Origin of the sequence: Anoxybacillus ayderensis (assembly GCF_013761015.1) — a bacterium.
Classification (GTDB): domain Bacteria; phylum Bacillota; class Bacilli; order Bacillales; family Anoxybacillaceae; genus Anoxybacillus; species Anoxybacillus ayderensis.
In genome coordinates this window covers 194,282-207,440 of record NZ_JACDUV010000002.1, presented here as the reverse complement: position 1 = coordinate 207,440, position 13,159 = coordinate 194,282, and the positions used below count along the sequence as shown (strand labels likewise).

At 44.2% G+C, this 13,159-nt stretch carries 15 protein-coding genes; 7 read left to right on the top strand and 8 right to left on the bottom strand.

All coding sequences use genetic code 11. From position 1 onward, the window contains the following. Nucleotides 1–46: 46 nt before the first annotated feature. Together fabI and mgtE are read right to left on the bottom strand one after the other, a co-directional pair. Nucleotides 47–823 carry an enoyl-ACP reductase FabI gene (gene fabI / locus HNR63_RS03350; protein ID WP_085789587.1) on the bottom strand — a complete coding sequence of 259 codons (777 nt, stop codon included), beginning with the start codon at nucleotides 821–823 and terminating at the stop codon, nucleotides 47–49. A gap of 90 nt (nucleotides 824–913) precedes the next feature. Continuing rightward, nucleotides 914–2,239, bottom strand: a complete 1,326-nt coding sequence (gene mgtE, locus HNR63_RS03345) for a magnesium transporter (RefSeq protein ID WP_181519774.1) — start codon at nucleotides 2,237–2,239, stop codon at nucleotides 914–916. A gap of 110 nt (nucleotides 2,240–2,349) precedes the next feature. Between mgtE and HNR63_RS03340 the strand changes: the two genes are divergently transcribed. Further along, a complete protein-coding gene (locus HNR63_RS03340) occupies nucleotides 2,350–3,516 on the top strand; it encodes an FtsW/RodA/SpoVE family cell cycle protein (RefSeq protein ID WP_181519773.1) in 1,167 nt (388 codons plus the stop codon). 38 nt (nucleotides 3,517–3,554) lie between these two features. Continuing rightward, nucleotides 3,555–4,289, top strand: a complete 735-nt coding sequence (gene prpE, locus HNR63_RS03335) for a bis(5'-nucleosyl)-tetraphosphatase PrpE (protein WP_181519772.1) — start codon at nucleotides 3,555–3,557, stop codon at nucleotides 4,287–4,289. Here prpE and HNR63_RS03330 read toward each other — a convergent pair. The 4 genes from HNR63_RS03330 to HNR63_RS03315 are packed head-to-tail and all read right to left on the bottom strand — an operon-like array spanning nucleotide 4,286 to nucleotide 6,982. Beyond that, on the bottom strand, nucleotides 4,286–5,164 hold the full coding sequence (locus tag HNR63_RS03330; protein WP_181519771.1) for an RluA family pseudouridine synthase: 879 nt from the start codon (nucleotides 5,162–5,164) through the stop codon (nucleotides 4,286–4,288). The two genes, prpE and HNR63_RS03330, sit on opposite strands and share 4 nt — an antisense overlap. A 12-nt stretch (nucleotides 5,165–5,176) precedes the next feature. Further along, the gene (locus tag HNR63_RS03325) at nucleotides 5,177–5,968 is read right to left on the bottom strand and encodes an NAD kinase (RefSeq protein WP_085789491.1); all 792 of its coding nucleotides are present in this window, start codon (nucleotides 5,966–5,968) and stop codon (nucleotides 5,177–5,179) included. Between the two features lie 6 nt (nucleotides 5,969–5,974). Then, the gene (gene yjbM / locus HNR63_RS03320; RefSeq protein WP_042534466.1) at nucleotides 5,975–6,613 is read right to left on the bottom strand and encodes a GTP diphosphokinase; all 639 of its coding nucleotides are present in this window, start codon (nucleotides 6,611–6,613) and stop codon (nucleotides 5,975–5,977) included. A gap of 12 nt (nucleotides 6,614–6,625) precedes the next feature. Beyond that, nucleotides 6,626–6,982, bottom strand: a complete 357-nt coding sequence (locus HNR63_RS03315) for a UPF0738 family protein (protein ID WP_281363152.1) — start codon at nucleotides 6,980–6,982, stop codon at nucleotides 6,626–6,628. 127 nt (nucleotides 6,983–7,109) lie between these two features. On the opposite strand from HNR63_RS03315, the gene HNR63_RS03310 reads away from it, so the two are divergent. The 5 genes from HNR63_RS03310 to HNR63_RS03290 all read left to right on the top strand — a co-directional run bounded on the left by HNR63_RS03310 (nucleotide 7,110) and on the right by HNR63_RS03290 (nucleotide 9,980). Next, nucleotides 7,110–7,700: a CYTH domain-containing protein gene (locus HNR63_RS03310; protein WP_075039700.1), complete on the top strand. Its 591-nt coding sequence runs from the start codon at nucleotides 7,110–7,112 to the stop codon at nucleotides 7,698–7,700. Beyond that, complete coding sequence (locus HNR63_RS03305) at nucleotides 7,697–8,308, top strand: lytic transglycosylase domain-containing protein (RefSeq protein ID WP_181519769.1); 612 nt, start codon at nucleotides 7,697–7,699, stop codon at nucleotides 8,306–8,308. Before HNR63_RS03310 ends, HNR63_RS03305 begins: the two co-directional genes overlap by 4 nt. Nucleotides 8,309–8,364: 56 nt before the next feature. Continuing rightward, nucleotides 8,365–8,766, top strand: a complete 402-nt coding sequence (locus HNR63_RS03300; RefSeq protein WP_181519768.1) for a globin domain-containing protein — start codon at nucleotides 8,365–8,367, stop codon at nucleotides 8,764–8,766. Further along, nucleotides 8,753–9,595, top strand: a complete 843-nt coding sequence (locus HNR63_RS03295; RefSeq protein ID WP_181519767.1) for a ClpXP adapter SpxH family protein — start codon at nucleotides 8,753–8,755, stop codon at nucleotides 9,593–9,595. Before HNR63_RS03300 ends, HNR63_RS03295 begins: the two co-directional genes overlap by 14 nt. A gap of 220 nt (nucleotides 9,596–9,815) precedes the next feature. Next, a complete protein-coding gene (locus HNR63_RS03290) occupies nucleotides 9,816–9,980 on the top strand; it encodes a hypothetical protein (protein ID WP_181519766.1) in 165 nt (54 codons plus the stop codon). 29 nt (nucleotides 9,981–10,009) lie between these two features. On the opposite strand, the gene pepF is transcribed toward HNR63_RS03290, so the two are convergent. Then, entirely contained in the window at nucleotides 10,010–11,806 is a 1,797-nt protein-coding gene (gene pepF / locus HNR63_RS03285) for an oligoendopeptidase F (RefSeq protein ID WP_181519765.1), read from the bottom strand. 38 nt (nucleotides 11,807–11,844) lie between these two features. Further along, complete coding sequence (locus HNR63_RS03280; RefSeq protein WP_181519764.1) at nucleotides 11,845–13,029, bottom strand: competence protein CoiA; 1,185 nt, start codon at nucleotides 13,027–13,029, stop codon at nucleotides 11,845–11,847. Nucleotides 13,030–13,159: the final 130 nt, after the last annotated feature.

Sequence of the window (13,159 nt, the reverse complement as noted above, 5' to 3'; positions counted from 1 at the left end):
CATGCCATAATAAAAGCTGTTCGGCAAATGCCAAACAGCTTTTTGATTAGCGCGCTAAAATATGGTAGCCAGAGTCAACGTGGATAATTTCGCCTGTCACGCCGCGCGATAAGTCGCTAAATAAAAACAGTGCCGTATCGCCCACTTCTTCTTGTGTCGTCGTGCGGCGCAGTGGTGCGCGCTCTTCAATTTCTTTTAAAATCGAGTTGAAGTCGCCGACACCTTTGGCAGATAACGTGCGAATTGGCCCTGCCGAAATGGCGTTGACGCGAATGCCGTATTTTCCTAAGTCGTTCGCTAAATATTTCACGCTCGCTTCTAACGACGCTTTTGCGACACCCATGACGTTATAGTTTTGCACGACGCGCTCGCCGCCTAAATATGTTAACGTGACGATGCTGCCACCTTCTGTCATTAGCTCTTTCGCCGCTTTTGCCACAGCTGTTAACGAATAAGCGCTAATGTTGTGCGCAAGTAAAAATCCTTCGCGATCGACGTTCATATACTCGCCTTCTAAATGCTCTTTATTCGCAAATGCGATACAATGTGCCACACCGTGAATGACGCCCACTTGCTCTTTGATTTGCGCAAAGCATGAGGCAATTTCTTCATCTTTCGTCACATCGCAAGGCAACACAAGCGCCGTGTCATCTTCTAACGTCGCGACTAATTTTTTTACTTCATTTTCAAATCGCTCGCCAGCATATGTAAAAATTAATCGCGCCCCTGCCGCATGAAGCGAACGGGCAATGCCCCAAGCGATGCTTCGTTTATTTGCCACACCCATAATGACGTACGTTTTCCCTTGTAACGATAATTGCATATTCGTTCATCCCCTTAAATTATGATTTGTTATTAGAACCTAGTATTAATATGATTATAACAAAAAATTCCCTACTTTCAAATAGGGAATTTATAATAAATAGTCCATAAACATTGTCGCTAAGCCAAAATAAATAAGAATGCTAATTAAATCGTTAATTGTCGTAATAAACGGACCAGAAGCAACAGCCGGGTCGATGCGCAGCTTATGCATCGCAAGCGGAATGAGCGCACCAGCGACTGTCGCCACGGTTAATGTCGCAAACAACGCCAATCCGACGAGCACACCTAAGAAAAACTGCTGCTTCCATACGTACACAACAATTGTAATGACGACGCCGCAAGACAAGCCAATTAAAAGCCCCGTTAGCGCCTCGCGCGCAAGCATACGCCATTTCCCTTCTTTTTCTAAATCCCCCATCGCTAAGCGACGCACCGCTACCGCCAATGATTGCGTTCCTGTATTTCCAGACATTCCTGCAATAAGCGGAATAAACACAGCTAAAATGGCCACTTTTTGCAATGTGTCTTCAAAACGGCTAATTAAATTAGCGGTCATCATCCCTAAAAACAACAAAATAATCAGCCATGGCAACCGCTTTTTCGCCGCTTCGAACGGAGTGTATTGAATATCGACATCAGGAACCCCTGCCAATTTCGAATAGTCGTCTGTCGCTTCTTCAGAAATGACGTCGACAATGTCGTCAACGGTAATAATCCCAAGCAAATGATTGTTCGCATCGACGACAGGAAGCGCTAAAAAATCGTAGTTTTGCATTTTACGCGCCACATCTTCTTGGTCTTCATCAACGAGCACAGAAACGACTTGATCGTTCATGACATCATGAATCATCGCATCGTCATCCGATGTTAACAATTCCCGCAGCGACAATACCCCAACGAGCTGCCGTTGTTCGTTGACGACGTACAAATAATAAATCGTCTCCGCATTCGCTGCTTCTCTTTTTAAAATTTGCATTGCCGAACGCACCGTTTGATTCGCATGAATGGCGATATATTCCGTTGTCATAATGCTTCCGGCCGTATATTCTTTATAATGAAGCAACCCTTGAATATCTTTTGCCGCTTCATCATCCATAATCGTTAAATAATTCGCTACTTCGTTTTTATCTAATTCATTCAATACGTCCGCCGCATTGTCAGCATACATGTGCGCAAGCATTTGCGCGACAAACATCGGATCCATTTCCGATAAATAAATTTTATACTCATCTTCTTCAATGTCGAGATGGTCAAAAATTTCCGCCATTTCTGCTGGCGACAAATATTCGTACATGCGGTTTCTAACTTCGGGACTTTGTTCGACGTAAAACTTCGCCCGATCGTACGGATGAAGTTTTAAAAACTGTTTTCGAAACTCTTCCATTTTTTCATCTCGTAATGCTTGTACTAACATAACTTCCCTCCTCTCGACAAAAATCGCTTTTTTTATTATGCGCGAATCTTTGCCAACTTGCAAGCGACGATGTAAAATGATAATGCACGAAAAAAGCAGGGGGAACTGTGATGGAAAACGAAAAAACCGTTCAATCAAAAATAGATTATCATTTACTGTTTATTTTATTTTTAATTGCGATCGTGAGCGCCATCGCCATTGAAAGTGCGCGCGAGACGCTCCCTGCCAAGCTGCAACATATTAACTTTGCGCAAAAACAGCTCATGTGGTACGGCGTCGGTGCCGTCGTCATTGCGGTGACGATGCTTGTCGATTATGACCGTCTATTTAAAATCGCTTGGTATTTATATGGTTTCGGGATGATTCTTTTGCTTGGATTAGAATTAAACGTCCCGGGTACATTAACGATTAAAGGGGCAACGAGCTGGTACAACCTACCCGGTGGAAACTTTCAGCCATCTGAACTAATGAAAATTTTTATGATTATCGTCATGAGCCGCATCATCGTCAACCATCGGGAAAAATATCATGACCCGACGTTGCAAGACGACTTGAAATTGCTCGGAAAAATCGCGCTGTCGCTATTGCCACCGCTTTTTTTACTTGCTCGTCAGCCTGATATGGGCATGTCGATGGTGTTTATGGCGATTGCAGGGTCGCTCATTCTCGTCTCCGGCATTCGCTTGCGCATTATCGCAGCTATTGCTGGTCTCGCCGTCCTCGGAGCGACATCGTTTATCGTGGCGTTTTTATATTTCCCGGATGTGTTAAAAATTCAACAATACCAATTAAACCGTTTTTACGGCTGGCTGAATCCGTACGAATATTCAAGCGACCAAGGATTCCAGCTCATTAAATCGTTGCTCGCGATCGGCTCAGGGGAATTATACGGAAAAGGATATAAAAATTTGGACGTCTATTTACCAGAGTCGCATACCGACTTTATTTTTAGCATTATCGGAGAGCAATTTGGCTTTATCGGGGCAAGCATCGTCGTTTCGCTCTTTTTCTTATTAATTTACCGCATGATTCAAATTGCGTTAGAGTGCCACGATCCGTTTGGCAGCTACTTATGCGCGGGCGTCATCGGCATGATTACGTTCCAAGTATTTCAAAACGTCGGCATGACGATCGGCTTACTACCGATTACCGGTCTTCCGCTTCCGTTCGTCAGCTACGGAGGAAGCTCGCTTGCGACGTACATGCTCGCCATTGGACTTGTCTTAAACGTCCGTTCGCGCACACAAAAATTTATGTTTTCTGCAGAACAATCATAGCCGCTTGCATGCGGCTATTTTTGTAGAAAGGAGAAACAATGTACGACATTATTGGCGATATTCACGGTTGTTTTCATGAATTGACGTTACTAACAAAAAAGCTTGGCTACGTTTGGGAACAAGATATACCGATTCATCCGAACGGGCGAAAGCTTGCATTTGTCGGCGATTTAGCCGATCGCGGTCCCGAGTCATTGCAAGTCATTCATACGGTCGTTGCGCTCGTTCAACAAAACAAAGCGGTGTACGTGCCGGGCAATCATTGCGACAAACTGTATCGCTTTTTTCTCGGTCGAAACGTGCAAATTACACATGGGCTTGAAACGACAGTTGCCGAATGGGAACAAGCCGATGAACAAACGAAAACGCGCATTCGTACACAATTTATGAAACTGTACGAAAACGCCCCGCTTTATGCCGTCTTAGACGATGGAAAACTGATCATCGCCCATGCCGGCATTCGCGCCGACTACATTGGGCAATTCCATCAAAAAGTAAAAACGTTCGTCTTATACGGCGACATTACAGGCGAAAAACATCCAGACGGTTCCCCCGTTCGTCGAGATTGGGCAAAACATTATCGAGGAGATGCGCTCATCGTATATGGACATACGCCAGTAAAAGAGCCGCGCTGGTTAAATAACACAGTCAACATCGACACCGGCTGCGTATTCGGTGGACAATTAACGGCGCTTCGCTATCCGGAAATGGAAACCGTCTCCGTCCCATCAACGATGCCATATGTCGCAGAAAAATTTCGCCCGTTTGACTAAAGCAAACGGGCGATGTCGTCAGGAAGCGGCGAATGAAACGTCATCATGCGTTCAACAAACGGATGAAAAAACGTCAGCTCACAGCTATGCAACGCTTGGCGATCGATTCGGGCGCGCGAACCGCCATATAAATCATCGCCAACGAGCGGATGACCGATATGAGAAAAATGGACGCGGATTTGATGCGTTCGCCCCGTTTCTAATTGAATCGACACGTGCGTCATCTCATTTTTCTGTTGCAATACTTCATAATGCGTCACCGCCCGCTGACCGTCTGGCCGCACTTGCCGCTCGATGATGCTATCGCCTTTTCGTCCAATCGGCGCATCAATCGTTCCAACGAGCGGGGTGACATAGCCGTGACAAACGGCTTCGTAGCGCCGTTTCACTTTTCCTTGTTTTTGTTGTTCACTTAGTAAATGATGCACATGGCGATGCTTCGCCACAAGCACAAGCCCTGATGTGTCGCGGTCAAGCCTTGTGACGATATGAACGGTCGTTTGTAACTGTTGCTTTTCGTAATGAAACAATAGCGCATTCGCGATCGTTCCATGCGGATGTTCACGCGACGGAATCGTCGACATATGCGGCGGCTTGTCAATGACGATGACGTAATCGTCTTCATACACAATTGAAAGCGGAATCGACTGTGCCATCATTTCCGCACTTTTTTGTTCTGGGGGAAACGACACGCACACTTCATCGCCTTCTTTTAATACGTAGCGAACGGTGACCGGGGCACCGTTCACTTCGATGTTCCCACCTTTAAATTTAATATCCGTTAACGCTGTTTTTGAAATATGCTTTTCTTTTAAAAATTCACGAACGAGCATCCCATCTTGTTGTGGGGTGACGATCCAACGAAGTTGAAACATACAAATCCCTTTCTACTGAATAAATGATTCGCGCACGCGCTTCCAAAACGGAAACGGACGGAAGCGGGCGAAACGAATTTTTTCATCGGCGACGCGGCATTGAATCGATTTCACATCTTTATGCAATAGCGATAAATGATCGATCGTAATTTGAAAATCGACGTCATTGACCGGCTTTAACATACACGTATGATGCGCGGGCAAAATAAGCGGCGAGCCGATCGTGCGAAACACGCGGTTGTTAATGGACGCCATTTCCGCCACTTGAATCGCCTCTAACGACGGATGTAAAATCGCGCCCCCAAGCGCTTTATTGTATGCCGTGCTTCCCGATGGCGTCGAAATACATAACCCATCCCCTCGAAACGTTTCAAATAAATCGCCACGAATTTCGACGTCCATGACAAGCGTGCCGCTCACGCTTTTGACGGTACATTCATTGAGCGCTAAATATTTTGCCTCGCGCCCGCCACCGACATATCGAATCGTCACTTCTAAAAGCGGATATTCAACGACTTGATATGGCGTTTTCGCAATCGCAATGACGAGCTTTTCAATTTCATCTGGCACCCAATCGGCATAAAATCCTAAATGTCCTGTATGCACGCCGACAAACGCTGTCTGTTCCAGTCGGCTTCGATAGCGATGAAACGCATACAATAACGTCCCATCTCCCCCGACAGAAATGACGATATCTGGCTCATCTTCATCATACGTGAAACGAAAATCCGTTAAATATGTACGAATTTTATACATACATTCGTTTGATATCGCATCCCCTTTTGATATGACCGCAAATTTCACGCGCCCTCACTCCTCGTTATCTTTTACCTCTTGCTTGCGCGAAAACACAGCTTGCGCCTCTTGAATTTCAAAACGAATTTTCGACATTTCTTCGTCTAACAAATACGCGGCTTCCGCTGCCCGCTGCAATCGTTGTTTAATATCTTCCGGAAATTTGCCACTATACTTATAGTTTAACGAATGTTCAATCGTCGCCCAAAAGTTCATCGCAAGCGTGCGAATTTGAATTTCGACTAAAATGTTTTTCTCGCCATAAATCATTTGCACCGGATAACGAATGACGACATGATACGAACGATAGCCGCTCTCTTTTTTTTGCGTAATATAATCCCGTTCTTCGACAATTGTAAAATCGTTCCGTTGCCGAAGCAGGTGAACGACCGTTTTAATGTCATCAACGAACTGACACATCATGCGCAAGCCTGCAATGTCTTGCATTTGTTGTTCTAGTTGATCGAGCGGAATATTTTTCTTTTGCGCTTTATCTAAAATGCTCGCAATCGGCTTTACTCTTCCTGTCACAAATTCAATCGGAGAGTGTACGCCTTGCATTTCAAATTGAGCGCGCATCCCTTTTAGCTTGACTTTTAACTCTTCGACCGCTTGTTTGTACGGAGCTAAAAAAAATTCCCAATGTTTCTCCACAAAACCACCTACTTATGCGAAAAATGCCGTTACCGCCTGTTCCATTTTTTCACCGTAGTTTGCATTCTCTTTAATATTGTCAATTAAGTATGCCACTTCTTCGTGAATGCCTTCTAATTCGATCGTCGCATCACGCCCAACGAGAAAGATCGGCTCATTTGTCGCGAGCGCTTCTTTTAACGCTCCCCACACCGCTTTTGGCATGACGACATAAACGAACGCATCGCTTGCCTCTAATATGTATACGAACGCACACGCATCGGAATCGACAAGCATATGCCGTTTTGGGTTCAAACCTTGAAGCGATTCGTCACACGACATAACCCAGCCGTTTTCTTTTTTCTCTGCTGAATGTACATATATTTTCATGTTCTTTCCTCCATCATCCATGATGTCCGCCTTTATTTTACCACATTTCGCCTACCGATGTTCACTAGTTGCACTTTTTCACGTATATGTCGATAATAAAAGTAGAATGACGTAAGGAGAAGAAAAAATGAGGCACGAATTAGAAATTGAATTTAAAAATATGTTGACCGCTGAAGAGTTTGCTCGTTTAACGACGGCGTTTGCGGTGCGCGATGATGAATGGAGCGTGCAACAAAATTATTATTTTGACACCCCAGACTTTCAATTAAAACGACAAAAAAGCGCATTGCGCATTCGCATGAAAAACGACACATATACATTAACATTAAAACAACCATATGAAGACGGGCTGTTAGAAACGCACGAACGATTAACAAAACAAACAGCCAACGCGCTCATTTCAGGCACGCAACGACTTGGAGGCGAGATGGCAAACACGTTGCAGTCGCTTCATATTGACCCGACAGCTGTCGTTTGCTTCGGGGCGCTGACGACACGCCGCGTCGAACGCCCGTATAAAAACGGCACGCTCGTTTTCGACTTTAGCGAATATATGAACGTGTCGGACTATGAAGTCGAATACGAAGCAACAGATCGAACAGAAGGCGAAAAAACGTTTACGGAGCTATTGCAGTCGTTTCATATTCCAAAACGAAAAACGAAAAATAAAATTGAACGATTTTACGAAGCAAAATACGAAACGGAGCGATCGTCATGAACGTGCAACAGTTAAAATTGCTTTTTGAACTGAAAGCGTTACAAAATTTACAAGGGAAAAAAGAAGCGCCGACAACATCGTTTCACGACTTATTTCATGAGCTGCTAACAACGGAAACGAACGAAGAAACAGAAACGATACGCCCATCACTTCCGCTCATGACGACGGAAGAAACGCATGTGCCAACATATGAGAAAGGAAATGCACCGCTTTCTTCAAACAGCATGCAGCAATGGATTGACGAAGCCGCTACAAAATATGATGTCGATCCGAAGCTCATTTATGCGGTCATTCGTCACGAATCAAACTTTAACCCGCAAGCAAAAAGCCGCGCAGGCGCGATGGGGCTTATGCAGTTAATGCCGAGCACGGCGCGCATGCTAGGGGTACAAGACGCATTCGATCCGAAACAAAACATTGAAGGCGGGACAAAATATTTACGCCAACTTCTCGATCGGTATGACGGGAACATGGCGCTTGCGCTCGCCGCATACAATGCTGGACCGGGAAATGTCGATAAGCACGGAGGCATTCCACCTTTTCGCGAAACGATGAACTATGTGAAAAAAGTAATGCAAACGTACTATGCTACAAGTCGCATCGTTTGAGATTCAACAAAGTCGTTGTTACAATATTGATATATTTCGGCAAAGGAGTTTTCTGTATGTTTCAATCCCCTTACGAAGCGCTTGGAGGCGAACAAGTTGTCGCAAAGCTCGTCGATGCCTTTTATGAACGAGTCGCAAAACATCCTGACTTGGCGCCTATTTTTCCGAAAGACTTAACAGAAACAGCGCGAAAACAAAAACAATTTTTAACGCAATATTTAGGCGGTCCTTCGCTATATACAGCGGAACATGGACATCCGATGTTGCGCGCTCGCCATTTGCCGTTTCCGATTACGCCTACGCGCGCGAAAGCATGGCTTGCGTGTATGCATGAAGCGATGGATGCGATCGGACTAAAAGGACCGGTGCGTGATGAATTGTATCAACGGCTTATTTTAACTGCCCAACATATGATTAACACCCCAGAGGATGAGCGAAAGGAGCATGAAGGTGAATGAAAAACGAATCGATAAGCAAGAAGGAACGACAAAACAATTAGAAATTTACTTATTTGTCGATCCTCTTTGTCCGGACTGTTGGGCGCTCGAACCTGTTTTAAAAAAGCTTTGGATGGAATATGGGCAATATTTTACGTTGCGCCACGTCTTAACAGGGCAACTCGATCGGCTTAACGGCGTGACGTATAAACGAATTGATCGGCATGCGACGCGCACAGGCATCGCATGTGATGATCGGGTGCTACTTGAAGCACCGCTACCTATTCCGTATGTCGCCTCGCTCGTCGTCAAAGCAGCAGAATTGCAAGGACGGCAAGCAAGCATCCGTTTTTTACGTCAACTTCAAGAAATTGTATTTATTCAAGAAAAAACAATGACAGACACGAGCACGCTCATCCAATGCGCCATCGATGCCGGTTTAGACGTGCAAGAATTTATAAACGATTTATCTTCACCGATCGCTGTCAAAGCGTTTCAATGCGATTTAAAAATTAGTGCGGAAATGGACGTTCGCGACGTCCCTACGCTCGTCTTTTTCAATGAAAATATTGAAGAGGAAGGCATTAAAATTTCAGGCTGTTATCCGTACGACGTATATGTCGATGTAATCCATGAAATGCTCGGATTTCATCCTCAACCATCTCCGCTTCCACCAATCGAGCAGTTTTTACATCACGCTCAGTTCGTCACGATCGATGACATTGCGATGGTGTATAACATTCCGCGCTGCAAAGCGGAATGTGAACTAAAAAAGCTACGTTTAAAACAAAAAGTGGAACAAATCGGCTCGTTTTGGCGCTGGATTGACAAAGAAAAAAGACTCGGCTAACACCGAGTCTTTTTTCTTTGTCATAAAGACAACAAAGGGGATGGGAGAAATTTTTCACGGTCAAACAAAGGGGTATAAGTTTGTTTGATTGTGATTCACTTCACGTTTATATATTAACAAACTCCTTCATGTCTTGACAAGTGTTTTATTCATTTGTCACATATTTGTCATATTTCTTTTTCAACTTCCCTATTATAAATAAAGAAGAAGGAGGGATTCGATGTTCATTGTATATATCATCTGGATCGTCGTTGCGCTCATTATTCACTTTTTTGCATTAATGCGGTTATTTCCGCTGTTCATATCGATTCCGTTTTTATTCCTTTCTTTCTTTTCTTTTTTTACTTATCTCAACAATCGCCACCGCTTTCGTGGGTTTCGTTAATTGGAAAAAGGCGACCATTCCGTCGCCTTTTATAATAGTTGCTCCAGTTGTTGCAGTTTTTGTTCGAACACTTGGCATGCTTGTTCGATTGGCTCTGGAGATGTCATATCGACACCTGCTTTTTTCAACACTTCGATCGGATAATCGGAGCTTCCAGCTTTTAAAAACGCAATGTATCGCTCGACAGCTGGCGTGCCTTCTTCTAAAATTTGTTTGCTTAACGCTGTTGCGGCGCTAAACCCTGTCGCATATTGATATACATAATAGTTGTAATAAAAATGCGGAATGCGTGCCCATTCTAAGCCGATTTCTTCATCGATAACGATGCCGTCTCCAAAATATGTTTTATTTAATTCGTAATATTTTTCCGTTAACGTTTGTGCGGTGAGCGCCTCACCGTTTTGCGCCATTTGATGAATCATATGTTCAAACTCCGCAAACATCGTTTGACGGAACACCGTACCACGGAACGTTTCTAAATAATGATTTAATAAATATAACTTTTTCTTCTCATCATCGATCGTCTGTAATAAATAATCGTTGAGTATCGCCTCGTTGCACGTCGATGCCACTTCCGCTACGAAAATCGAATAGTTTCCGTACGGATACGGTTGATATTTGCGCGTATAATAGCTATGCACCGAATGGCCAAACTCGTGCGCAAGCGTAAATAAGTTATTGACATTATCTTGCCAGTTCATTAAAATGTACGGATTCGTGCCGTACGAACCAGACGAGTATGCGCCACTTCGTTTGCCGCGCGTTTCATGCACATCGACCCAACGATTGTCAAATCCTTCTTTCACGATCGCAATATATTGCTCGCCAAGCGGAGCGAGCCCTTTTAATAATAACTCTTTCGCTTCTTCGTACGTCACTTTCATATCGACTTGTTTTACAAGCGGCGTATATAAATCATACATATGTAACTCATCTAATCCGAGAACGCGCTTGCGCAGCTGAACGTAACGATGCAACAGCGGCAAATAGCGATGAATCGTTTCGATTAAATTATCGTACACCGTTTCCGGAATTTGATTTTTGCTTAATGCCGCCTCACGCGCCGAACGATAGTTGCGAACGCGCGCAAAAAAGTTGTTGCGCTTCACCGCTCCGTTTAACGTGCTAGCGAACGTATTTTCGTATTTACGATATGTATCGTATACCGCCTTAAACGCATCATGCCGCACGCGACGATCTTCGCTTTCAAGAAAACGAATGTAACGGCCGTGCGTAACTTCCACTTCTTCCCTGTTTTCATCTTGAATTGTCGGAAAACGCAAATCGGCATTGTTTAGCGCTCCAAACGTATTGCTCGACGCGTTCATCACATCCGCCGCTTGCGCAAGGATCGCTTCTTCTTTTTCCGATAACACGTGCGGACGTTGGCGATTCATTTCATCTAGTTCATGCTCATACAGTCGAAGCGGTTCGTATTGTTGTAAAAACGTGCGCACGACCGATTCATCGAGCGCTAAAATTTCGGGCACGATAAACGCCATCGCATTGCCCGCTTCCGCATACAATCCTTCCGCTCTCGACTCAAATCCTTGATACAGCGAATTTGTCGTATCTTCATCATGGCGCATATGAGCATACGCATATAACTTCCCTAATCGCAACAACACATGGTCGCGATATTGCAACGCTTCATATAACGTTTCTGCGCTTTCCCCTAGCTTTCCTTTATACTCCGAAAATTTCGGAAGAAGCGCGGCAATCGCCTGAAATTCCTCTTCCCATTGTTCATCAGTCGCAAAAATATCTTCAAGACGCCACGTATACTCTGTCGGAACGTCTTTACGTGTCGGCAACGATTTTGCCATATGGATCACCTCTTGTATCAAAATTGTTTACTTATATATTATTCTCGTTTTATAAAAAAATCCTCTTTTTTGCTTACAATTCGTCGCAACACTTGCTCATCCCCGCGAATCGCTTCTTCAACGTTGTGCGGAAGCGACCATGACCGAATGCGCTGAAACGAGCTTTTTCCGACTTTTTTTAAAAAGCGAAGCGAAACGAGCGCATGGAAATAGTCCATGAGCGCATATGAATAATGCGTCTTTGTGACGAGCGGAAGCGAGCGAATACGAATTACATTTTGACGAATGAAACGCTGCAGTCGATCATATAATTGATGAAACGAAAACGTTACATGAAGCGGAATATTCATCATTTCGATTAACATATACGTTTGCCAAATAAACGGTGGCGTCTCAAACCAATATGAATGGCGAAGGGGGATGCCTGCTTCATGCGGAAATAACGATGGAGTCATATGCGCTTCATACACAATGCGACAAAACGGGCGATTCGTTCGGTAGTAGAGAGGTGACATGCGCCACTGTTTCTTTTTTATGTTCCACGCATGAAAAAGGGCGTCTTGTTGTCCGTGAGGTGTTTTATGCAAAGAAGAAAACGACATCGTATGAAGCGGAACGGTCGTCCACTCCCCATACGCAATCGTTGCGGATAGCGGAATAAGATGATGAAGGAACGACATGGTGCGCTGCGTTGAGCAATAAAATGGAATCATCTCTTGGTCGTTGAAAAAAAGCCACGAAAACGAGGACAATTGAAAAAACAATCCGCGACGCTGCACGTGTGACGAATGAAGAAGCCAAATCGGGATCATGTTTGCGTGCATATACGCTTTCGTTCGCTTCATAAATAAAGAGGACGAAATCGTGGAGCATTGATACTCTAACGCATACATCTTTTCATGATGGACGACAAATATGTCTGGCCGTTGTTGAATGTGTGGTAAATATGTTTCCACTTTTACTTTCAGTCGTTCATTTGCCAACCATTCGTACAGCTGTTGTTTTCCTTGTAAATGGGCGAGCGTTTCTCGCTCTGTTTCAATAATACATTTTGCTTCATGGGCAAAATGCGGCATGCGTTTTTTTCCGATTTTCAACTGTACTCGCTGTCGACAAACGGGACAAAAAAACGACTCGTTCGCTCGCCATACATGCAGCTGTTCAACCGTCCAATCGTCTAATAACGAACATACTTCCCCATTTTTAAACAACGCAACAAACATATAACCTCCCCTTTCTCCATACATTTTTTCAACAAAGCGAACGATTCTCCTGCAAGAAATACAAAAAATAGGGGAACAACTAAATTTATTGAATTAGGCGTTTTTTATTTCCCTTCTTTCACATTTTATC

Excerpts from the sequence above, each read along its gene's own strand:
- fabI (WP_085789587.1), bottom strand. The coding sequence starts at position 823 with ATGCAATTATCGTTACAAGGGAAAACGTACGTCATTATGGGTGTGGCA.
- mgtE (WP_181519774.1), bottom strand. The coding sequence starts at position 2,239 with ATGTTAGTACAAGCATTACGAGATGAAAAAATGGAAGAGTTTCGAAAA.
- HNR63_RS03340 (WP_181519773.1), top strand. The coding sequence starts at position 2,350 with ATGGAAAACGAAAAAACCGTTCAATCAAAAATAGATTATCATTTACTG.
- prpE (WP_181519772.1), top strand. The coding sequence starts at position 3,555 with ATGTACGACATTATTGGCGATATTCACGGTTGTTTTCATGAATTGACG.
- HNR63_RS03330 (WP_181519771.1), bottom strand. The coding sequence starts at position 5,164 with ATGTTTCAACTTCGTTGGATCGTCACCCCACAACAAGATGGGATGCTC.
- HNR63_RS03315 (WP_281363152.1), bottom strand. The coding sequence starts at position 6,982 with ATGAAAATATATGTACATTCAGCAGAGAAAAAAGAAAACGGCTGGGTT.
- HNR63_RS03310 (WP_075039700.1), top strand. The coding sequence starts at position 7,110 with ATGAGGCACGAATTAGAAATTGAATTTAAAAATATGTTGACCGCTGAA.
- HNR63_RS03305 (WP_181519769.1), top strand. The coding sequence starts at position 7,697 with ATGAACGTGCAACAGTTAAAATTGCTTTTTGAACTGAAAGCGTTACAA.
- HNR63_RS03300 (WP_181519768.1), top strand. The coding sequence starts at position 8,365 with ATGTTTCAATCCCCTTACGAAGCGCTTGGAGGCGAACAAGTTGTCGCA.
- HNR63_RS03295 (WP_181519767.1), top strand. The coding sequence starts at position 8,753 with ATGAAGGTGAATGAAAAACGAATCGATAAGCAAGAAGGAACGACAAAA.
- HNR63_RS03290 (WP_181519766.1), top strand. The coding sequence starts at position 9,816 with ATGTTCATTGTATATATCATCTGGATCGTCGTTGCGCTCATTATTCAC.
- pepF (WP_181519765.1), bottom strand. The coding sequence starts at position 11,806 with ATGGCAAAATCGTTGCCGACACGTAAAGACGTTCCGACAGAGTATACG.
- HNR63_RS03280 (WP_181519764.1), bottom strand. The coding sequence starts at position 13,029 with ATGTTTGTTGCGTTGTTTAAAAATGGGGAAGTATGTTCGTTATTAGAC.